The organism is Stutzerimonas stutzeri, assembly GCF_024448955.1.
In the GTDB taxonomy this organism is placed as follows: domain Bacteria; phylum Pseudomonadota; class Gammaproteobacteria; order Pseudomonadales; family Pseudomonadaceae; genus Stutzerimonas; species Stutzerimonas stutzeri_AQ.
Genome location: NZ_JAMOIH010000003.1, coordinates 154,581 through 173,728, shown reverse-complemented (window position 1 = coordinate 173,728; position 19,148 = coordinate 154,581). Strand labels below are relative to the sequence as shown.

General features: G+C 63.4%; 19 protein-coding genes. 4 read left to right on the top strand and 15 right to left on the bottom strand.

The window, feature by feature from the left end; translation table 11 throughout:
- From NA645_RS04320 to glcD, 7 genes are all read right to left on the bottom strand, one after another.
- Nucleotides 1-168, bottom strand: a complete 168-nt coding sequence (locus NA645_RS04320) for a rubredoxin (protein WP_122167216.1) — start codon at nucleotides 166-168, stop codon at nucleotides 1-3.
- A 149-nt stretch (nucleotides 169-317) separates the two neighbouring features.
- Nucleotides 318-2,027: an L-lactate permease gene (locus tag NA645_RS04315; protein ID WP_256047694.1), complete on the bottom strand. Its 1,710-nt coding sequence runs from the start codon at nucleotides 2,025-2,027 to the stop codon at nucleotides 318-320.
- 226 nt (nucleotides 2,028-2,253) lie between these two features.
- The gene (locus tag NA645_RS04310; RefSeq protein WP_256047693.1) at nucleotides 2,254-4,431 is read right to left on the bottom strand and encodes a malate synthase G; all 2,178 of its coding nucleotides are present in this window, start codon (nucleotides 4,429-4,431) and stop codon (nucleotides 2,254-2,256) included.
- 117 nt (nucleotides 4,432-4,548) lie between these two features.
- Nucleotides 4,549-4,953 carry a heme-binding protein gene (locus tag NA645_RS04305; RefSeq protein ID WP_256047691.1) on the bottom strand — a complete coding sequence of 135 codons (405 nt, stop codon included), beginning with the start codon at nucleotides 4,951-4,953 and terminating at the stop codon, nucleotides 4,549-4,551.
- Between the two features lie 139 nt (nucleotides 4,954-5,092).
- The gene (gene glcF / locus NA645_RS04300) at nucleotides 5,093-6,310 is read right to left on the bottom strand and encodes a glycolate oxidase subunit GlcF (protein WP_256047690.1); all 1,218 of its coding nucleotides are present in this window, start codon (nucleotides 6,308-6,310) and stop codon (nucleotides 5,093-5,095) included.
- Nucleotide 6,311: 1 nt separating this feature from the next.
- Nucleotides 6,312-7,370 carry a glycolate oxidase subunit GlcE gene (gene glcE / locus NA645_RS04295; protein ID WP_423836561.1) on the bottom strand — a complete coding sequence of 353 codons (1,059 nt, stop codon included), beginning with the start codon at nucleotides 7,368-7,370 and terminating at the stop codon, nucleotides 6,312-6,314.
- Entirely contained in the window at nucleotides 7,370-8,869 is a 1,500-nt protein-coding gene (glcD, locus tag NA645_RS04290) for a glycolate oxidase subunit GlcD (protein WP_256047689.1), read from the bottom strand. The genes glcE and glcD overlap by 1 nt, the downstream gene beginning before the upstream one ends.
- A 233-nt stretch (nucleotides 8,870-9,102) precedes the next feature.
- Here glcD and glcC point away from each other — a divergent pair, with 233 nt between their 5' ends.
- From glcC to ubiA, 3 genes are all read left to right on the top strand, one after another.
- A complete protein-coding gene (gene glcC / locus NA645_RS04285) occupies nucleotides 9,103-9,873 on the top strand; it encodes a transcriptional regulator GlcC (protein ID WP_256047688.1) in 771 nt (256 codons plus the stop codon).
- 128 nt (nucleotides 9,874-10,001) lie between these two features.
- On the top strand, nucleotides 10,002-10,541 hold the full coding sequence (locus NA645_RS04280; protein WP_256047687.1) for a chorismate--pyruvate lyase family protein: 540 nt from the start codon (nucleotides 10,002-10,004) through the stop codon (nucleotides 10,539-10,541).
- Between the two features lie 41 nt (nucleotides 10,542-10,582).
- Nucleotides 10,583-11,476: a 4-hydroxybenzoate octaprenyltransferase gene (gene ubiA / locus NA645_RS04275; protein WP_256047686.1), complete on the top strand. Its 894-nt coding sequence runs from the start codon at nucleotides 10,583-10,585 to the stop codon at nucleotides 11,474-11,476.
- Between the two features lie 48 nt (nucleotides 11,477-11,524).
- Here ubiA and NA645_RS04270 read toward each other — a convergent pair whose 3' ends face one another.
- From NA645_RS04270 to NA645_RS04235, 8 genes are all read right to left on the bottom strand, one after another.
- Complete coding sequence (locus NA645_RS04270) at nucleotides 11,525-11,962, bottom strand: GlcG/HbpS family heme-binding protein (protein ID WP_256047685.1); 438 nt, start codon at nucleotides 11,960-11,962, stop codon at nucleotides 11,525-11,527.
- 10 nt (nucleotides 11,963-11,972) lie between these two features.
- Entirely contained in the window at nucleotides 11,973-12,752 is a 780-nt protein-coding gene (locus NA645_RS04265; RefSeq protein WP_256047684.1) for an SDR family NAD(P)-dependent oxidoreductase, read from the bottom strand.
- 9 nt (nucleotides 12,753-12,761) lie between these two features.
- Nucleotides 12,762-14,267 carry a tripartite tricarboxylate transporter permease gene (locus tag NA645_RS04260; RefSeq protein ID WP_256047683.1) on the bottom strand — a complete coding sequence of 502 codons (1,506 nt, stop codon included), beginning with the start codon at nucleotides 14,265-14,267 and terminating at the stop codon, nucleotides 12,762-12,764.
- Nucleotides 14,268-14,753, bottom strand: coding sequence for a tripartite tricarboxylate transporter TctB family protein (locus tag NA645_RS04255; RefSeq protein WP_256047682.1), 486 nt, complete (start codon nucleotides 14,751-14,753; stop codon nucleotides 14,268-14,270).
- A 25-nt stretch (nucleotides 14,754-14,778) separates the two neighbouring features.
- Nucleotides 14,779-15,762 carry a Bug family tripartite tricarboxylate transporter substrate binding protein gene (locus NA645_RS04250; RefSeq protein WP_256047681.1) on the bottom strand — a complete coding sequence of 328 codons (984 nt, stop codon included), beginning with the start codon at nucleotides 15,760-15,762 and terminating at the stop codon, nucleotides 14,779-14,781.
- Nucleotides 15,763-15,825: 63 nt separating this feature from the next.
- On the bottom strand, nucleotides 15,826-16,452 hold the full coding sequence (locus NA645_RS04245; RefSeq protein ID WP_336605248.1) for a 2-dehydro-3-deoxy-6-phosphogalactonate aldolase: 627 nt from the start codon (nucleotides 16,450-16,452) through the stop codon (nucleotides 15,826-15,828).
- Nucleotides 16,445-17,395, bottom strand: a complete 951-nt coding sequence (locus NA645_RS04240; RefSeq protein ID WP_256047680.1) for a 2-dehydro-3-deoxygalactonokinase — start codon at nucleotides 17,393-17,395, stop codon at nucleotides 16,445-16,447. The genes NA645_RS04245 and NA645_RS04240 overlap by 8 nt, the downstream gene beginning before the upstream one ends.
- Nucleotides 17,392-18,180 (bottom strand): IclR family transcriptional regulator, encoded by a 789-nt coding sequence (locus tag NA645_RS04235; protein ID WP_255979817.1) that lies wholly within the window; start codon nucleotides 18,178-18,180, stop codon nucleotides 17,392-17,394. Before NA645_RS04235 ends, NA645_RS04240 begins: the two co-directional genes overlap by 4 nt.
- Nucleotides 18,181-18,344: 164 nt before the next feature.
- On the opposite strand from NA645_RS04235, the gene phoB reads away from it, so the two are divergent.
- A complete protein-coding gene (gene phoB, locus NA645_RS04230) occupies nucleotides 18,345-19,034 on the top strand; it encodes a phosphate regulon transcriptional regulator PhoB (RefSeq protein ID WP_021207221.1) in 690 nt (229 codons plus the stop codon).
- The last annotated feature ends 114 nt before the right edge of the window (nucleotides 19,035-19,148 follow it).

Here is a 19,148-nt window from a genome sequence, read left to right as displayed (position 1 = left end):
TCAACCGATCGCGATCATTTCGAAGTCCATTTTGCCGACGCCGCAGTCGGGGCACAGCCAGTCTTCGGGCACATCTTCCCAGGCGGTACCTGGGGCGATGCCTTCGTCCGGCCAGCCTTCGGCTTCGTCATAGATGAATCCGCATACCACGCATTGCCATTTCTTCATTGGAACTGCCTCGGTCGCTATTGATGCGCTGACGCTATACCAGAACGCCGCAATCCACCAACTCCGGCGCCCAGACAATGGACCAGCGAAATTTTTTAGAGCAAAACAAAACGGGCGGCCTAAGCCGCCCGTCCGGGTCCACGTACGCCTTAGCTGGCGCTAGCGATTCCCGCCAGTGGATCGGTGATACCCATGACGTAGAACCCGATCAGGCCGATGCTGCCAGCCAGGATGAGGTAATACAGGGTCGGCAGCATGGTCTTGCGCAGGGTCACGCCTTCGCGCCCCAGCAGGCCCACGGTTGCCGAAGCCGCCACCACGTTGTGAATGGCGATCATGTTGCCCGCCGCCGCACCGACCGATTGCAACGCCACCATCAGCGCACCGGACAGTCCCAGCAGGCCCGCGGTGTTGAATTGGAATTGCGACAGCATCAGGTTGGACACGGTGTTGGAGCCGGCGATGAAGGCACCCAGCGCACCGACCGCAGGGGCAAAGAACGGATAGACGTCGCCCACGCTGTTGGCTACCAGCTGCGCCATGGCCACAGGCATGGAGACCAGATCCGAGCCATTGACGCCGGAGTTGATCAAGATCCGCACCATAGGAATGGTGAAGATCAGCACGAAGCCGGCACCCAACAGAGTCTTGCTCGACTCGGAAAGCGCCGCGCCCAGCTCACGGGCCTTCATCCGGTGCAGGAAGAAGGTAACCAGCACTACCATGCAGAGAATCCCTCCCGGCAGAAACAGCGGTTCCAGGGTGCCGGACACGCCGGTTTCACCGAGGATATCCCGCCAGCCGAAGCTGACCGACATCAGTGCCGCCTTGACGTCTGGGAAAACCCGCGAGATCACCAGGAAGGCGGCGAGCAGCAGGTACGGGGCCCAGGCCATAGGCACGGAGATGGGCGTCTTGCCGGCCACATCCTCGATCTTCATCTCGATCTTGCCCATCCAATCGGCAGGCCACTCGCTGGCCGGGGCGAAGTCCCAGGTTTCCTTCGGCAACAGGAAGCCAGCCTTGGCAGCCGGGACAACAATGGCCAGGCCCACCAGGGCGCCGATCATCGAGGGGAATTCCGGGCCGAGGAAGACGCCGGCGGCGGCATAGGGAATGACGAACGCCAAGCCAGTGAAGATCGCGAAAGGCGCCATCGCCAGCCCTTCGGACCAGGATTTTTTGCGCCCGAAATAGCGGGTCAGGATGCACAGCATGATCAGCGGCATGAGGATGCCGCACAGCGCGTGGATGATCGCGACGCGCGAGAAGATCAGATGGAAGAAGACCTCCCAGTTACTGCCCACCGCCGCCAGCTGCGCGCCGATACCAGTCTGATCGAGCCCGCCACCGACCCCGACAATGATCGGTGTACCGACAGCGCCGAAGGATACCGGGGTGGATTGAACCATCATCCCCATGACCACGGCGGCCAGTGCCGGGAAGCCCAGCGCAACCATCAGCGGCGCAGCCACCGCAGCTGGCGTACCGAAGCCCGAGGCGCCCTCGATGAAGCAACCGAACAGCCAGGCCACGATCAGCGCCTGTACGCGCCGGTCAGGGCTGATGTTGGAAAAGCCCCGGCGAATCGCGGCGATGCCACCGGAATGCTTAAGGGTGTTGAGGAGAAGGATGGCGCCGAAGATGATCCAGAGGATCGCGGCAGTGAGAATCAGGCCTTGCAGCGTGGAAGCCAAGACCCGGTTGAAGGTCATGTCCCAGGCCAGCAGGCCGATCAGCGCGGTAAGCACGAATACCAGCGGCATCGCGTACTTGGCCGGCCAGCGAAAGCCGATCAACAGTACGCCCGCCAACACCAGTGGCACGAAGGCCAGTATGGACAGCAGTGTCTGACTCATTGTTGGGTTCCTTGTTTTTTGTTGTGAACCACTTCTTTCTCCGGGAAGCCCCGGCGCCCCGCATGGATGTCATAGCCTCATGTCATCCAAAGGTGCTGGTCGACCGGTAAGTCGACCCGCCCCCCATGCTCGAAAGCCCCGGACACCTTTCAGCGTCCGGGGCCTACAAATTAAGCCAATGGCCGGCTTAAGCCAGCCATCAGCAATCTTCTGAATACCCTCAAACTCAGCTCTGCTGCTTGAAGCGCTGGCGCCAGGCATGCAACAGCGGTTCGGTATAGCCGCTGGGCTGCTCGCGACCCTTGAAGACCAGGTCACAGGCGGCCTGGAAAGCCGCAGATTGAGCATAGTCGGCGGCCATCGGACGGTAGAGCGGATCGCCTGCGTTCTGCTGGTCGACCACCTTGGCCATGCGCTCCAGGGTTTCGCGAACCTGAGCTTCACCGACTACACCGTGGCGCAGCCAGTTGGCCAAATGCTGGCTGGAGATACGCAGCGTGGCGCGGTCTTCCATCAGGCCGACATCGTGGATGTCCGGCACCTTGGAGCAACCGACGCCCTGCTCGACCCAACGCACCACGTAGCCGAGGATGCCCTGACAGTTGTTGTCCAGTTCCTGCTGGATAGCTTCGGCCGACCAGTTGCGCTCCGGCGCGACCGGAATGGTCAGCAGATCGTTGGTCAGCTGCTCGCGCTCGCTGGCCAGATCGATTTTCTCCAGCTCGGCCTGAACGGCCTGCACGTCGACCTGGTGGTAGTGCAGCGCGTGTAGCGTGGCGCCGGTCGGCGACGGTACCCAAGCGGTGTTGGCGCCGGCTTTCGGGTGGGCGATCTTTTGCTCAAGCATCGCCGCCATCAGATCGGGCATGGCCCACATGCCCTTGCCGATCTGCGCCTTGCCGCGCAGGCCACAATTCAAGCCGACCAGTACGTTGTTGCGCTCGTAGGCCTGGATCCAGGCGGTGCCCTTCATGTCGCCCTTACGCAGCACGGCGCCAGCTTCCATGATGGTATGCATCTCGTCACCGGTGCGGTCGAGGAAGCCGGTGTTGATGAAGGCCACACGGTTCTTCGCGGCGCCAATGCAGGCCTTGAGGTTGACGCTAGTGCGGCGTTCCTCGTCCATGATGCCGACCTTGAGCGTGTGGCGCGGCAGACCGATCAGGTCCTCGACGCGGCCGAACAGTTCGTCGGCAAAGGCGACTTCGGCCGGTCCGTGCATCTTCGGTTTGACGATATACATGCTGCCGGTGCGCGAGTTGCCCTTGCGCTGCTGGTCGTGTTTGGCGATCAAGCTGGTGACTACGCCATCCATGATGCCTTCAGGGATTTCATGGCCTTCGCCATCGATGATCGCCGGGTTGGTCATCAGGTGACCGACGTTGCGGATGAACAGCAGCGAGCGACCGTGCAGCTTCAGGTTGGAGCCGTCGGCGGCGGTGTACTCGCGATCAGCATTGAGGCGGCGAGTGATGCGCTTGCCGCCCTTCTCCAGGTCTTCGACCAGATCGCCCTTCATCAGGCCCAGCCAGTTGCGATAGACCAGCACCTTGTCATCGGCATCGACCGCTGCGGTGGAATCTTCGCAGTCCATGATGGTAGTGACGGCTGCTTCTACCAGCAGATCCTTCACGCCCGCCGCATCGGTCTGGCCAATCGGGCTGTTGGGGTCGATCTGGATCTCGACGTGCAGACCGTTGTTCTTCAACAGAATCGCCGTCGGCTCGACCGCTTCACCCTGATGGCCGATAAATTTTTCCGGTTGCTTAAGGCCGGTGACACTGCCGTTTTCCAGGGTGACCTTGAGCTGGCCATCTTGCACACGGTAGCTGACCGAATCAGCGTGACTGCCTTCTGCCAGCGGCGCGGCCTGATCGAGGAAGTTGCGTGCGAAGGCAATGACCTTGGCGCCGCGCACTTCGTTGTAGCCCGGGCCTTTCTGAGCGCCGTTCTCTTCGCTGATGGCGTCGGTGCCGTAGAGCGCGTCATACAGCGAACCCCAGCGGGCGTTAGCGGCGTTCAGCGCATAGCGGGCGTTGCCGATCGGCACCACCAGCTGCGGGCCGGCCTGGGTGGCGATCTCGCTGTCGACGTTGCTGGTGCTGATCTTCACCTCGCCCGGCTCGGGCAGCAGGTAGCCGATGGATTCGAGGAAGGCGCGGTAGGCCGGCATGTCGGCGATCGGGCCCGGATTGGCCTTGTGCCAGTTGTCCAGCTCGACCTGCAGGCGATCACGCTCGGCGAGCAGCGCGCGGTTCTTCGGCGCCAGGTCATGGACCAGCTGATCGAAGCCGCTCCAGAAGGCCGCAGCGTCGACGCCGGTGCCGGGCAGCACTTCGTCTTCGATGAAACGCTGCAGGTTGGCCGCGACTTGCAGGCGGCCCAGGGTTACACGTTCGCTCATGACAAACCTCTCTGTTCGTTACCGACCCTTGCCGGGTAGCCGCTGACAGCCGGTTCGGCGAGCGACTCACTCGCCCGCAGCTCCCGGCCGTCAGCGCTTACGCTGGCTAGTCCTTGTTCAGTTGCTGACGGCCGCGACGCCGGCCTTGGCTACCTGGGCGTCCTGGGTGGCGGTCACGCCGGAAACACCCACCGAGCCGATTACCTGGCCATCGACGATCACCGGCACGCCGCCTTCCAGCGAGCAGACCACCGGCGCGGACAGGAAGGCGTTGCGGCCGCCATTGACCATGTCCTCATATCCTTTGGTTTCGCGACGACCGATGGCGGCGCTGCGCGCCTTCTCGGTGGCGATGTAGCTGGCGACCGGCGCACAGCCGTCGAGACGCTCCAGGCCCAGCGGATGGCCGCCGTCGTCCGCGACGACGATGGTCACGGCCCAGCCGTTGTTCTGCGCTTCTGCGCGGGCGGCGGCGAGGATGGCGGTTACTTCGGTCTGGGTCAGCATGGCTTTGGTTTTCATGTGTTCTCCTGTCGAATGGGTCTGCGTCACGGCGCAACTGTTGTGTAGGAGCGAGCTTGCTCGCAAACCGACGGGACTCCGAGCTGCGGTTATTCGCGAGCAAGGACTCGGCGTCCCCCTCGCTCCTACGGGTTTCGGGTTACTGCATCGCCTCCTCGACGATCTCGATCCAGTGCCGCACCGGTGTACGGCCGGCACCATCGAGGTGAGTCTGGCAGCCGATGTTGGCGGTGACGATGACTTCCGGCTTGCCGCTTTCCAGCGCGGTCAGCTTGTTGTCGCGCAACTGCTTGGAAAGTTCAGGCTGGGTGATCGAGTAGCTGCCCGCCGAACCGCAGCACAGATGTGCGTCCGGTACGGCGGTGAGCTGGAAGCCCAGTCGGCTGAGCACGTCTTCGACCGCGCCATTCAGCTTTTGTGCATGTTGCAAGGTGCAGGGGCAATGGAACGCCATACGCTTGTCGGCCTTGACGTTCAGCCGCTCGAGTTCGGCGCTGCGCATGACCTCCACCAGGTCCTTGGCCAACGCACTGACTCGGGCAGCCTTGACCGCGTAAGCCGGGTCATCCCGCAGCAGATGGCCATAATCCTTGATGAAGGCACCGCAACCACTCGCCGTCTGCACGATGGCTTCGGCGCCGCCTTCAATGGCGGGCCACCAGGCGTCGATGTTGCGTCGGGCACGGTCTAGCCCGGCCTGCTGGGCGTTCAGGTGGTAATCCACGGCGCCGCAGCACCCGGCTTCACGTGCCGCGCTGACGCTGATACCGAGCCGATCGAGCACCCGTGCGGTAGCGGCATTGGTGTTCGGCGACAAGCTCGGCTGTACGCAGCCTTCGAGCATCAGCACGCGACGTGCATGCATGACCTGCGGGCGCGGCTTGGCCGGGGTAACCTGGCGCGGCATGTGCGAGCGCAGCGTGGCCGGCATCAGCGGTCGCAGTGCATTGCCGGCGCCAAGCAGCGCCTTGAACAGGCCCGGACGCGGTATCACGTTGCGCAGACCGGTGCGTAGCAAGCGTTCACCCGCTGAGCGCTGAACTTGCTGTTCCATGAAGTCACGACCGATATCCAGCAGGTTGTGGTACTGGACGCCGGACGGGCAGGTGGTCTCGCAGTTGCGGCAGGTCAGGCAACGATCCAGGTGCGTCTGCGTGCTTTCGGTGACTTCGCCGCCTTCGAACATCTGCTTCATCAGATAGATGCGCCCGCGCGGACCGTCCAGCTCGTCGCCGAGCAGCTGATAGGTCGGGCAAGTGGCGTTACAGAAACCACAGTGCACGCAAGAACGCAGAATGCTCTCGGCTTCCTCGGCACGCGGCAGCTTCTTCGCGGCTTCGCTGAGATTGGTTTGCATATCAGACCTCGGAATACATACGGCCGGGGTTGAAGATCCCCTGCGGGTCGAGTTGCGTCTTCAACTGGCGGTGGTAACGCAGCAGCGGTTCGCTCAATGGCTGGAACGGGCTAGCGGTGGCACCGGCGGTGAAGCCGATGGCGTGACCGCCAGCTTCGCCTGCGATGGCGCGGATGGTCTGCGCATCGGCATCGGATTTCAGCCAGCGTTGCGCGCCCGCCCAGTCGATCAGTTGTTCACCAGGCAGCGCCAGTACAGGCGTGTTGGTTGGCAGCGACAGGCGCCACAGCGGCCGCGCATCGCCGAAGAAGCTCAGGCGCTGTTCGCGCAAATCATTCCAATAGCCGGTATCCAGGGCTTCACCGCCAATGCGGTCGCAAGCGGCATTGACTGAACCTTCGCCACCTTCCAGGCGTAGATGCAGCGCTTGGCCGTCATGGCTCGCCGCGGTGATCGGCACCGGTTGCTGACCCCATTCGGCGAGTTTGAGCAAGGCGCGATCAACCGGCATCTCGACCAGCAGGCTGCGGCACAGACGCGGTTTTGGCAGGACTTTCAGCGAGACTTCGGTGAGCACGCCGAGGCAGCCGAAGCTGCCAGCCATCAGGCGCGACAGGTCGTAGCCGGCGACGTTCTTCATCACCTCGCCGCCGAAGCGCAGGTGCTTGCCGTGACCGGTGATCACCCGCGTACCCAATACGAAATCGCGTACCGAGCCGCTCCATGGGCGGCGCGGACCGGACAATCCAGCGGCGATCATTCCGCCGACGGTGGCGCCTTCGGCGAAATGCGGCGGCTCGCAGGGCAGCATCTGCCCGGCTTCGTCGAGGGCCGCTTCCAGTTCAGCCAGCGGCGTGCCAGCACGCACCGTGATCACCAGTTCGGTCGGATCGTAGGTAACGATGCCGCGATGGGCGCGGGTATCCAGCAGCGCGCCCTCGACCGGACGACCGATATGCGCCTTGCTGCCGCCGCCCTGTATACGCAGCGGGGTGTTTGCGGCCAACGCCTGGTTGACCTGCTCCAGCAGCTGCTCGCTGGCGTCGAATGAAACCGTCATCAGAAGCGCTCCAGTTCGGGGAAAGGCAGCTCGCCGTTGTGGATGTGCATGCCGCCGAATTCGGCGCAGCGATGCAGCGTCGGAATGTTCTTGCCGGGATTGAGCAGCCCGCTGGGATCGAACGCCGCTTTCACGGCGTGAAACAGGGTCAGCTCGTCCGCATTGAACTGGGCGCACATCTGGTTGATCTTCTCGCGGCCGACGCCATGCTCGCCGGTGATCGAGCCGCCGACCTTCACGCAGAGTTCAAGAATCTTGCCGCCGAGCGCTTCGGCGCGTTCTAGCTCGCCTTCGGTGTTGGCATCGAAGAGGATCAGCGGGTGCATATTGCCGTCGCCGGCGTGGAATACGTTGGCCACGCGCAGGCCATATTCGTCGGACAGGTCCGAAATACCTTTGAGCACGCCCGGCAATTCGCGGCGCGGAATGGTGCCGTCCATGCAGTAGTAGTCTGGCGAAATCCGCCCGACGGCCGGGAAGGCATTCTTGCGTCCGGCCCAGAATTTGGCCCGCTCCGCCTCGTCGCGCGCCTGGCGCACTTCGGTGGCGCCGGCCAGCTTCAAGACCTCGCTGACGCGCGCGCAGTCATCGACCACATCAGCTTCGACGCCATCCAGTTCACAGAGCAGAATCGCCTCGGCATCTACCGGATAGCCGGCGTGGATAAAATCTTCGGCGGCACGGATCGACAGGTTGTCCATCATCTCCAGCCCGCCGGGAATGATGCCCGCAGCGATGATGTCGCCCACCGCGCGGCCGGCCTTCTCCACCGAGTCGAACGCCGCCAGCAGCACCTTGGCCACCTGCGGTTTGGGCAGCAGCTTGACCGTCACCTCGGTGACGATACCGAGCATGCCTTCGGAACCGGTGAACAGCGCCAGCAGGTCGAAGCCAGGAGAATCCAGCGCGTCGGAGCCCAGCGTCATGCGCTCGCCTTCGACAGTGAGGATGTCCACCTTGAGCAGGTTGTGCACGGTCAGGCCGTATTTCAGGCAGTGCACGCCGCCGGCGTTCTCGGCGACGTTGCCGCCGATGGAGCAGGCGATCTGCGAAGACGGATCGGGCGCGTAGTAAAGGTCGAAGGGCGCCGCGGCCTGGGAAATCGCCAGGTTGCGCACGCCGGGCTGAACACGGGCGAAGCGACCGGCCGGGTCGACTTCAAGAATCTTGTTGAAACGCGCCATGACCAGCAGGATGCCCTGCTCCAGCGGCAGCGCACCGCCGGACAGACCGGTCCCGGCGCCACGAGCGACCACCGGCACGCCACGCTTGTGAGCGATTTTCAGCAGGGTTTCGACCTCCTCGATGCGCTCGGGCAATACCACCAGCATCGGCGTGGTGCGGTAGGCGGACAGGCCATCGCACTCATAAGGCTTCAGGTCTTCGCCGCGATGGAGAATGTCCATGTCGGGCAGTTGCGCCTGCAACTCGGCGAGCAGTGCCGCCTTGTCAACTTTGGGCAGTTCACCATCGACGCGTTCGTCGTAGAGAATATTCATGGCAGTCGGATGCTCTCGTTGTGCACCGCCAGCACGGCCAGCTGCGGTGGTTTGCCGCATCATCGGCCCGCCCCACCCCTTCGTCCATCGACAAAACCACTGGTCCTACCAGTTTCTTCCGAGGGGATCTCGATGTATCTAGCCAGAACGCCCGGATATCGGCGGTTTGCGCTTTTTTCCTAAGATCAGCGTTAGACTTTGGCCAAACTGGTCCTACCAGATGAGGAGCCCCCATGCTGATCGAAAATACCCAGGAACGCCGCCAGCTGGCCGACGTGGTCGCCGAGCGGATCGAACGCTTGATCGTCGATGGCGTGCTCAAGGTCGGTCAGACGCTGCCATCGGAGCGCCGGCTGTGCGAAAAGCTCGGCATCTCGCGCTCGGCTCTGCGCGAAGGACTGCGCGTGCTGCGCGGGCGCGGCATCATCGAGACCGCGCAGGGCCGCGGTTCGCACGTCGCCAAACTGTCCGGCGAACAGGATGCCAGCCCGCTGATGCACCTGTTCAACTCACAGCCGCGCACGTTGTTCGACCTGCTCGAAGTCCGTGCCCTGCTGGAAGGCGAGTCGGCACGATTGGCGGCGCTGCGCGGCACTGACGCCGATTTCATTCTGCTGCGCCGGCGCTACGAGGAAATGCTCGCCGCGCATACCGAGGAAGGCGGCGACCCACGCGAGCATGCGCGCCTCGATCACGCCTTCCACTTGGCGGTCAGCGAGGCCTCGCACAATCCGGTGCTGGTGCACACGCTGCAGTCGTTGACCGACCTGATGCTCTCCACCGTCTTCGCCTCGGTGAACAACCTCTACCATCGCCCCATGCAGAAGCGGCAGATCGACCGGCAGCATTCGCGGTTATTTCATGCCATCACCGAACGCCTGCCGGACCAAGCCCAACGCGCCGCCCGCGACCACATCCATAGCATTCGCGACAACCTCAAGGAAATCGAACAGGAAGAGCAGCGACTGGTGCGCGCGACGATGCGGCTGGAGGGGTGGACCTAAAAGCAGCGGCAAGCCACAAGAGAGCCCCTGCTTGCTTTGGCTTGCAGCTTGAGGCTCGTGGCTTGAAGCTGCTCCTCACCCCCCATGCTAGACTCCCCGCCTTTCTTGAACCGCGCCTACTATCGCCTGTGTCCGAATCTCACGACTGGCTGACCGCCGACCAACTGCCCGCACCGCTCGATCCGCTGCATCATGACTGGCTCTATGTCGACAAGGGTTCGCTGACCCGTCGCCTCACGCTACTGGCCGAAGGCGCCTTCAGCGTGACGCCGCTGGACGAAGGCTGGCAGACCCTGCGCGACGACGAATGCGCGGCGCTGGGCGTGACGTCGGGTAGCCAGGGCTGGGTGCGCGAGGTTTACCTGCGCGGGCACGGCGAGCCTTGGGTGTTCGCCCGCAGCGTGGCGGCGCGCAGCGCGTTGGAAGACTCAGGCTTCGACCTGCAGCAACTGGGCAGCCGCTCATTGGGCGAACTGCTGTTCAGCGATCAAGCCTTCGCCCGAGGTCCGCTGGAAACCACGCGCTATCCCGAAGCCTGGCTGCCCGGAGACTGTCGCCAGCCGCAGCTTTGGGCGCGGCGTTCGCGTTTCAGCCGAGGGCAACTGGGCGTTCTTGTCGCCGAGATATTCCTGCCTGCCCTGTGGCTGACGGCGCAGCAAGATCGCTGAACAGCGGCAGTCAAAACCACCATTTCGTTAGGAGACCGCCGATGTATCAGAAGCTTCTGCAATCGAGCAATCGCCTGCACCCGCGCGCCTGGGATTTCATCCAGCTGATGCGCCTGGAACGCCCTATCGGCACCTACCTGCTGCTCTGGCCGACGCTCTGGGCGTTGTGGATCGCCGGCGAAGGCTCGCCCAGCGTGAAGAATGTGGTGATCTTCGTGCTCGGCGTAATCCTGATGCGTGCTGCCGGCTGCGTGATCAACGACTTCGCCGATCGCAATTTCGACGGCCATGTCAGCCGCACCAAGGGCCGCCCCCTGGCGACCGGCAAGGTCACGTCGAAAGAAGCCTGGATTCTGTTCGCAGTGCTCGTGGCCCTTAGCTTCGTCCTGGTGTTGCTGACCAATGCGGCAACCGTCTGGCTGTCTTTCGGCGCCCTCGGCGTCGCCGCGCTCTATCCCTTCATGAAGCGCTACACCTACTACCCGCAGGTCGTGCTGGGCGCTGCGTTTTCCTGGGGCATGCTGATGGCCTTCACCGCCGAAACCGGTAGCCTGCCGCCGGAAGCCTGGTTGCTGTTCATCGCCAACGTGGTCTGGACCGTGGGCTATGACACCTATTACGCCATGGCCGACCGCGAGGATGACCTGAAGATCGGCATCAAATCCACCGCCATCCTCTTCGGCGAGGCCGACCGGATCATCATCCTCACGCTGCAAGGGCTGGCGCTGCTCTGTCTGATTCTCGCTGGTGTGCGCTTCGAACTCGGCCAGTGGTTCCACCTGGGCCTGACCATCGCCGCCGCCTGCTTCGCCTGGGAATTCTGGAAAACCCGCTCGCGCAAGCCGCAGGTTTGCTTCAAGGCGTTCCTGCATAACCATTGGGCCGGGCTGGCGATCCTCCTCGGCATCATCCTCGACTACGCGACCCGCATATAAGAAAGCCCGTCGCGGCGCTGCCGGGACGGGCCTTTCACCACGCAGGACTCAGCCGTTCAGCACATGGGCGCCTGCTTCGGCGACCTGACCGTCCTGGCTCGGGTGCATGCCAGAAACCCCGATGGCACCAACCACCCGGCCGTCTTCGATCAACGGGATGCCGCCATCCATGAGGATGGCGTTATGCATCGACAGTAGCCGCAACGTCGCCCCGCCGCTGGCGAGCGTTTCCTCGAAACCCTTGGTGGCGCGCTTGAAGGCCGCCGCGGTGGCCGCCTTGCGTTGGGCCACCTCGACGCTGCCGTGCGTGGCGTGATCCATCCGCTGCAGCAGAACCAGATGACCACCGGCGTCGGTCACGGCGATGACCATCGCCCAGCCGTTGGCCTGCGCATGTGCACGTGCGGCTTCGACGACGCGGCTGGCCGTCTCCAGACTGATGGGCGGCCCGTAGGCCAGCGGAGGTGCAGCAACCTGAGTATTCATCGCTCGCTCCTCATGGCATCGCCTGGCCGCCGTTCACGTCCAGCGTCTGGCCCGTGATATATCCGCTGCAGGCATGCGAGGCAAGGAACAGGTAAGCCGGCGCCATTTCCTCGGACGTACCGAATCGTCCGAGCGGGATGGTGGTATTTACCTGGGCGCGTGCGGAGTCATCCTTGTCGGCATGGAAAGCGGTATCCACCGTGCCCGGCGCAACCACGTTGAAGCGGATGTTGTCACTGGCGAACTCGCGCACCCAGTTGCGCTGCACATTGTGCAGCCAGGCCTTGGAGGCAGCGTAGAGGCTCGCGCCTGGGCCGCCGCCGTTATAGGCGGCGATCGAGCCGGTGGTGATCACCGATGTGCTCTGTCCGCTGGACTTGGCCGATTTACGCAGGTGCGGGATGGCTTCGCGAGTGATCAACAATGCCGAGCGTAGATTCACGTCCACCATGGCATCGAAAAAAGCATCATCGATTTTCTCAAGCCCGCGCCTTTCCAACAGCGCACCGGCATTATTAACCAGCACATCAAGCCCGCCGAAACGCTCGACGAAAGCCGCGACGGTATCGATGCAGTCCTGACTGCGACTCAGATCACCGACGAAGAATGCCGCCTCCCCGCCTTGGGCGCTGAGCTCAGTCAAAAGGGCATCGAGATTTGCCGGCCGATTGCGTGCAGTGATACCGACCTTGGCGCCGAGTTGGGCAAATGCCTTGGCGGTGGCCAGACCGATACCCATGGTGGCGCCGGTGATGAGGACGCGCTTGCCCTTGAGGTCGTTGAAATACATGGTTGCTCCTTAGTCAGTGAAGGCGGGACGGGATGTACGGTGCTCACGCCAAAGGCGTAAAAGCGGCGGCAGTAGCCAGACCGCGAGCGTAATCAGGGCCAAGGCAAGGGATACGGGGCGCTCGAAAAAGGCCAGGAAGCTGCCGTTCGAACGCATCATCGAAGTGACGAAGGTTTCTTCCAGCAGCGGCCCGAGGACGATGCCGAGAATCATCGGGGCCAACGGGAAATCGTTTTCCTCGAGCAGAAAGCCGAGCACGCCGAACACCAGGATGGTCACCACTGCGAACAGGCTGTTCTCCACCGCGTAGGCGCCGACCATGGCGAACAGCAGGATCGACGGCATCAGGATGCCCTGCGGAATCCGTAGCACCTGTTTGAACAGTCGTACCGAGAGGAAGCCGAATGGAATCAGCATCAGGTTGGCCAGAAGAAAGGCGAGGAACACCGCGTTGATCATGCTGGCGTTGTCGGTGAAGATCGTCGGCCCCGGATTGAGTCCTTTCATCAGCAACACACCGATGACGATGGCGGTCAGCGAGTCGCCCGGAATACCGAACACCGTGGCCGGGATGAAGCTGCCACCGACCGCCGCGTTGTTCGCCGCGGTGGCCGGTGCGATCTGCGCCACCGCACCTTCGTCGGGATGGTCAGCGGCACCGCGCTGGCGGCGCCCCATCGCATAGGCGATATAGGCGGCGATGTCGGCTCCGGCGCCAGGTAAAGCGCCGATCAGCGTGCCGGTCACCGAGCCGCGGAGAATGCCGAGTTTGTGCCGCAGCGCATCGCGCAGGGCTTGCAGGTAAAGCGGCTGCTGCGGCACTTGCGGCAATTCCCGCTCACTGGCGCTGCGGGTGCAAAAGCGCAGAATCTCGGCCACCGCGAATAACCCGATGATCACCGGGATGAAACCGAAGCCGCCAAGCAGCGCGTCGCTACCGAAGGTAAAACGGGTTTCACCGGACACCGGGTCGATGCCGACACTGGCTACCAGAAAGCCGAGCAACAGGGACACCGCGCTGCGGCTCACCTGCGTACCACCGACCATGATCGCGGCGGTGAGCCCGAGCGTCGCCAGCCAGAAGTATTCGAACGAACTGAAATTGAGCGCGAAGCGCGCCAACAGCGGCGCGCCGAACATCAGCGCGAGCACGCCGATGCTACCGCCGATGGCCGAGGTACAGGCGCTGATGCCGAGGATGTACTCGCCCCGCCCGGCCTGGGTGAAGCGGTAGGCCTGATCGGTATAGGCCGCCGAAGCCGGCGTGCCGGGCATGCGCAGCAGTACCGCAGGCAGATCACCAGCGAAGATCGCCATCGCAGCCATCGTCACGATTGCAGCGATGGCAGGTACCGGATCCATGAAAAAGGTGATCGGCACCATCAGCGCCACCGCTAACGTGGCGGTGAGGCCAGGAATGGCGCCGACCATGAGCCCGTAGAGCGCGCTCACCGCCATGATGCCGAGCACCTTGAAGGTGAACACCTGGCCGAACGCATCGAGGATGGCTTCCATTTACAGCCCTCCAAGGCTGGCCAGCAGGCCCTGGGGCAAGGGCACGCCCATCACCTGCTGAAAAAAGACGTAAAGAAAGCCGACCACGCCAACCGCGCAGAGCATCGCGCGCAGCGGCCGCCCAGTGAAACGGGCACCGAGCCCGGCGACGAGCAGCCAGCCAGTGGGCAGGAAGCCGAGCGGCTCGACCAGCAGCAGGAACGCAATCAGCCCACCAGTCACCAGCCCGAGGCTGAGCCAGTGACCCGGCATGCGGCACCAGTCACACAGGCCCAGCCACATCGGTGCGCGCCCGGCCCGCGCGGCCGCAACGCCCTTACTGCTAAGCACGAGGCCCACCAGCATCAGCATCGTCCCAATGATCGACGGGTAGAAACCGGCGCCATACTGGAAGTACGGCGACGCTTCCATGCCGCTGGCCACGACGAGCACGCCGAGACCAAGCGCCAAGCTGAGGATTCCCCAGGTCAGGTCGGACAGTTTCATGGCTGTAACTCCGTGCCGGCTGCGATCACATGTCCATCTTGGCGAACAGCGCCTTGACGTCACCGGTGTGCTGCTCGAGGTAACGGGCAAAGGCCTCCGAGTCGCGCCACTGCGGGTTGAAGCCGCGCGATTTCATCTCTGCCTGCCACTCGGGATTGGCGTAGATCTCCTTCATCGCGGCTTCGAGCTTGGCGCGGACGTCCGTTGGTAACCCCGCGGGCGCGACCAGACCGCGGAACGAGCCGAGCTCCAACTCGAGGCCGGTAGCCTCTTTCAGCGAGGGCACTTCCGGGAAATTTTCCTGCCGCTCGGGGCCGAACACCGCCAGGCTGCGCACCGTGCCGGTCTTGAGCATGGCGTCGGCCTCGGGTAGCGAGCTCGGCACGAAGTCAACGCCACCGGCGGCCAGATCCTGCATGGCAGCAGCCGCGCCCTGACCCGGAATCATGCGCACCTTGCTCATTTCGACACCCCAGCGATCAAGCAGGGTTGCCACCGCGACCGGCCAGGAGCCGCCGCAGCCGCCGGCGCAAGCAATGGTGTATTTCGCCGGCTCAGCCTTGATCGCGTCCAATGCCTGGTTGACGGTCTTGAACGGCGAGTCGGTGCGAACCTGGAAGCCTGCCGGGTCGAAGTTGTACTGCGCGATGGGCGTGAAGTCGTTCAGCTCGAAATCGGCCTGCCCCATTTCCTTGTAGTGCGCATAGTTGAACAGCACGCCGAGCGTATAGCCGTCCGGCTTGGCATTGACGATACGGTTGATGCCGACCACACCGCCGCCCTGGCCGAGGTTGAGGACGTTGAACTGCTGGCCGAACTCTTCCTTGAGGTACTTGGCAAGAATACGTGCGGTGCCGTCGGAACCACCGCCGGCGCCTGCCGGGACGACGATCGTGACCGGCCGGGTCGGCCACTCGGCGGCCATTGCTGGCAAAGCACTCAGCCCAAATAGCAGGGCCAGCGCGTGGCAGCCTTTGCGGACCCAGCGAGGGGTTGAAGTCATGGACATACCAGCTCTCCTTTTATTGTTTTTGAGTACAGCTGCAGCCCGTAAACGGGCGTTGGGGTTACCTCATTCGGTTTTCAATCGCTCCCAGGCGGCAACGAAAGCAGCGGCGCTACGCGCCACATCCGAGGCGTTCTGGCCCGGCCTGTAGAGGGCGGAACCCAGGCCGAAACCAGCCGCGCCTGCATCGACGAAAGCGGCCATGTTTTCAGGCGTGATGCCGCCGACCGGAAGTAGCGGGCAGTCGTTGGGGAATACCGCCCGCCAGGCTTTCACCACGGCGGGACCACACTGTTCGGCGGGAAACAGCTTGAGCACTTGAGCGCCCGCTTCCAGCGCAGAGAAGCCTTCAGTCGGCGTTGCCACTCCCGGTGCGCTGATCAGTCCGGCAGCACGCGTGGCACGGATGACGTCCGGATTCATGTTCGGGGAGACGATAAGGCGGCCGCCGGCCGCAGCGACCGCTTTCACTTGGGCCACATCGAGCACCGTGCCGGCACCGACCAGACAGTCCGCACCCAACTCCGCGGCGAGCATTTCGATACTCACCAGTGCCTGCGGTGAATTCAGTGGGATTTCGATCAGGCGGAAGCCGCAATCAAAGAGCGCCCGGCCCACTGGGAGAATCGACTCCGGCGTGATGCCGCGCAGAATCGCCACCAGCGGTAGCTGGGCCATGAATGGGTCAAGCACGTTGCACCTCCTCTTTGGCGATCAGCCCGGCTGCCTGTGCGACTTGCCAGAGACCGGCGACGCCGGGATTGTCCAGGCTCCGCACGCGATCGAATCCGAACAGCGCCAGCGCCTCGCGATAACGGGCGCACAGCGCCGGTTCGCCGAGTAGCACCGGAGTCGGCACAGGTGACGATACGAAGCCACACAGCGCGCTGCGCAGTTCCCCGCCGATCAGCAGGCCGGATAGATAATCGAGGCTATGGGCCGCCGGCAGCTCACCGCAAAGCACCAGGCTGCGGACGCTGAACAGTCGATCGGCAATGCCACCAGAGCCGCTTTCGCGCGCCGTCTGAATCCCGCGACGGTAGGCCTCGGTGCTGGCGACCGGACCCGCTTCCAGCGCCGGCCGGCCGAGAATCGAATGCTCCCGCAGCACTGCGAATAGCTCGCCAGTCATATAGGTGGAGAACGCTTGCAGCGCGCCGTCGCGCACCTGGACCCACTTGCTGTGGGTGCCCGGCAGCAGCAACAGCGCCTGTTTCTCCAGTGCGGGTTCGAGGGCCAGCGCTCCCACCACCTGGGTCTCCTCGCCGCGTAAGACGTTGGGGTGTTCACCGACCTGTCGGACCCCCGGAATCAGGTGTAGCGCGCCGACACCGGTTTCGATCCTGACCAATCCGGCAGCGAGGGCCGACGCGTTGGCCGGGCAGTTGACATAAGGCACTTCACGCCAACCCTGGCGGCTACCGATCATCCCGGACGCGATGGCCGGCAGACCGGGCCATCGGGCAAGCCAGTCTTCCAGCAGGAGCCTATAAGCGCGGGCAAAATCGCGATCGGGTGTGTGCTGAATTCCCCAAGGTTGCGACCTGCTATCGAGCAGCAAGGCGCCTGGGCCAAGCAAATAGGCGCGCAGGGATGAGGTTCCCCAGTCGATACCGATCAGGCAGGGCTCGCTCATCGACCTCTCCATCCCAGCTCGGCGGATACGTCCGCCGCGCACCGTATGACCACAGGCCGCAGTTCTTCCAGGCGACTTTCCGGCATGTAAGGGATGGCACTGGCGACGCTCAGCGCTGCAATGATTTCCCCACCCGTGTCGCGAACAGGGGCCGCTACGCAGCGCACACCGAGTTCGTTTTCCTCCAGATCGAAGCTGAAACCACCCGCCGCGTATTCCGCCATCTGTGCGTGATAGTCCTGCCAGGGCGTGAACTCCTCGCGCAACCCGCTCTGGCCCGCCCGCCGCTGAAGCCCTTCTTCGTAGAGCGTCTGCCAGTCGGCTGCGGGCAAGTCGAGCATCAGTGATTTGCCGATCCCGGTCAGTGCAAGGGGCATGCGCAAACCAATACGCGAGCGCATCTCCAGCCCACGGGTGCTCGACAACTTGTCGATATAGAGAACGTCACCGCTTTCACGGACGCCGAGGTGAATGGTGTCCTGCGTCAGATCGGCCAGGCGCTGCAGATGAGGGCGCGCCAGTTTGATCAAAGGCATCTCCGCGCGAGCCTTGTAACCCAATTCGATCAGCCTCGGGCCGAGACGATAACCCTGCGCCTCGCTGCGCAGATAGTCGGCCTGCACCAGCGCCGCGACCAGACGGTGTGTCGTGCTGCGCGTACAGCCGATGGCGGTGCCGATCGCGGCAAGCGAATCCGCACCCTGCGACACCGCATCGATTACCGCCAATCCCCGAAACAGCGCCTGCGCGCCGAGGGGAGCTTCTTTGTTGTTGTCTTGAGTCATGAGCGTCTCCTACGAAACGCACCTTAGTACCAACGACAGGTAATCTCAATATGCGAGTTACACTCCCACAATATGGGAATATGCTTAAGCGGATAAACTTGTCATATCGCTGCAACATTTCCGTTATCTAATGCCGAGCGACAAGAAACGGACCGAGAGCGGACATGAACGGTAAATGCATACTGATCGTTGACGACGAAGCGCCGATTCGCGAGATGATCGTGGTGGCGCTGGAAATGGCCGGCTACGAATGCCTCGAGGCGGAGAATACGCAGCAGGCTCACGCGCTGATCATCGATCGGCAGCCGGACCTGATCCTGCTCGACTGGATGCTGCCCGGCACCTCAGGAATCGAGCTGGCGCGGCGTCTCAAGCGCGACGAAATGACCGCCAACACCCCCATCATCATGCTCACCGCAAAGGATGCCGAGGACAACAAGATCCAGGGTCTGGAAGTGGGCGCCGACGACTACATCACCAAGCCCTTCTCCCCGCGCGAGCTGGTGGCACGCCTGAAAGCAGTGCTGCGCCGCGCCGCGCCGAGCGATAACGAGACGCCGATCGAGATCGGCGGCCTGCTGCTCGATCCCATCAGCCACCGCGTCACGATCGATGGCACCCCAGCGGACATGGGACCAACCGAGTACCGTCTGCTGCAGTTCTTCATGACCCACCAGGAGCGCGCCTACACGCGCGGGCAGTTGCTCGATCAGGTCTGGGGCGGCAATGTCTATGTCGAGGAGCGCACCGTGGACGTGCATATCCGACGCCTGCGCAAGGCATTGGGCGAAACCTACGAAAATCTGGTGCAGACGGTACGCGGCACGGGTTACCGCTTCTCCACCAAGAGCTGAACGAAACCGTATTCCGAGCGGGTGTGAAGGCTGCGCCAGTGCGCAGCCTTCATTCGACCCGAGCCGCCGAACGTTCGGCGTGGCAAGATTTCCGACCGACCCCAGGCGGCTTCA

What these genes read in the sequence shown, in the direction of transcription:
- NA645_RS04320 (WP_122167216.1), bottom strand. Translation starts at nt 168, where the DNA reads ATGAAGAAATGGCAATGCGTGGTATGCGGATTCATCTATGACGAAGCC.
- NA645_RS04315 (WP_256047694.1), bottom strand. Translation starts at nt 2,027, where the DNA reads ATGAGTCAGACACTGCTGTCCATACTGGCCTTCGTGCCACTGGTGTTG.
- NA645_RS04310 (WP_256047693.1), bottom strand. Translation starts at nt 4,431, where the DNA reads ATGAGCGAACGTGTAACCCTGGGCCGCCTGCAAGTCGCGGCCAACCTG.
- NA645_RS04305 (WP_256047691.1), bottom strand. Translation starts at nt 4,953, where the DNA reads ATGAAAACCAAAGCCATGCTGACCCAGACCGAAGTAACCGCCATCCTC.
- glcF (WP_256047690.1), bottom strand. Translation starts at nt 6,310, where the DNA reads ATGCAAACCAATCTCAGCGAAGCCGCGAAGAAGCTGCCGCGTGCCGAG.
- glcE (WP_423836561.1), bottom strand. Translation starts at nt 7,370, where the DNA reads ATGACGGTTTCATTCGACGCCAGCGAGCAGCTGCTGGAGCAGGTCAAC.
- glcD (WP_256047689.1), bottom strand. Translation starts at nt 8,869, where the DNA reads ATGAATATTCTCTACGACGAACGCGTCGATGGTGAACTGCCCAAAGTT.
- glcC (WP_256047688.1), top strand. Translation starts at nt 9,103, where the DNA reads ATGCTGATCGAAAATACCCAGGAACGCCGCCAGCTGGCCGACGTGGTC.
- ubiA (WP_256047686.1), top strand. Translation starts at nt 10,583, where the DNA reads ATGTATCAGAAGCTTCTGCAATCGAGCAATCGCCTGCACCCGCGCGCC.
- NA645_RS04270 (WP_256047685.1), bottom strand. Translation starts at nt 11,962, where the DNA reads ATGAATACTCAGGTTGCTGCACCTCCGCTGGCCTACGGGCCGCCCATC.
- NA645_RS04265 (WP_256047684.1), bottom strand. Translation starts at nt 12,752, where the DNA reads ATGTATTTCAACGACCTCAAGGGCAAGCGCGTCCTCATCACCGGCGCC.
- NA645_RS04260 (WP_256047683.1), bottom strand. Translation starts at nt 14,267, where the DNA reads ATGGAAGCCATCCTCGATGCGTTCGGCCAGGTGTTCACCTTCAAGGTG.
- NA645_RS04255 (WP_256047682.1), bottom strand. Translation starts at nt 14,753, where the DNA reads ATGAAACTGTCCGACCTGACCTGGGGAATCCTCAGCTTGGCGCTTGGT.
- NA645_RS04250 (WP_256047681.1), bottom strand. Translation starts at nt 15,762, where the DNA reads ATGTCCATGACTTCAACCCCTCGCTGGGTCCGCAAAGGCTGCCACGCG.
- NA645_RS04240 (WP_256047680.1), bottom strand. Translation starts at nt 17,395, where the DNA reads ATGAGCGAGCCCTGCCTGATCGGTATCGACTGGGGAACCTCATCCCTG.
- NA645_RS04235 (WP_255979817.1), bottom strand. Translation starts at nt 18,180, where the DNA reads ATGACTCAAGACAACAACAAAGAAGCTCCCCTCGGCGCGCAGGCGCTG.
- phoB (WP_021207221.1), top strand. Translation starts at nt 18,345, where the DNA reads ATGAACGGTAAATGCATACTGATCGTTGACGACGAAGCGCCGATTCGC.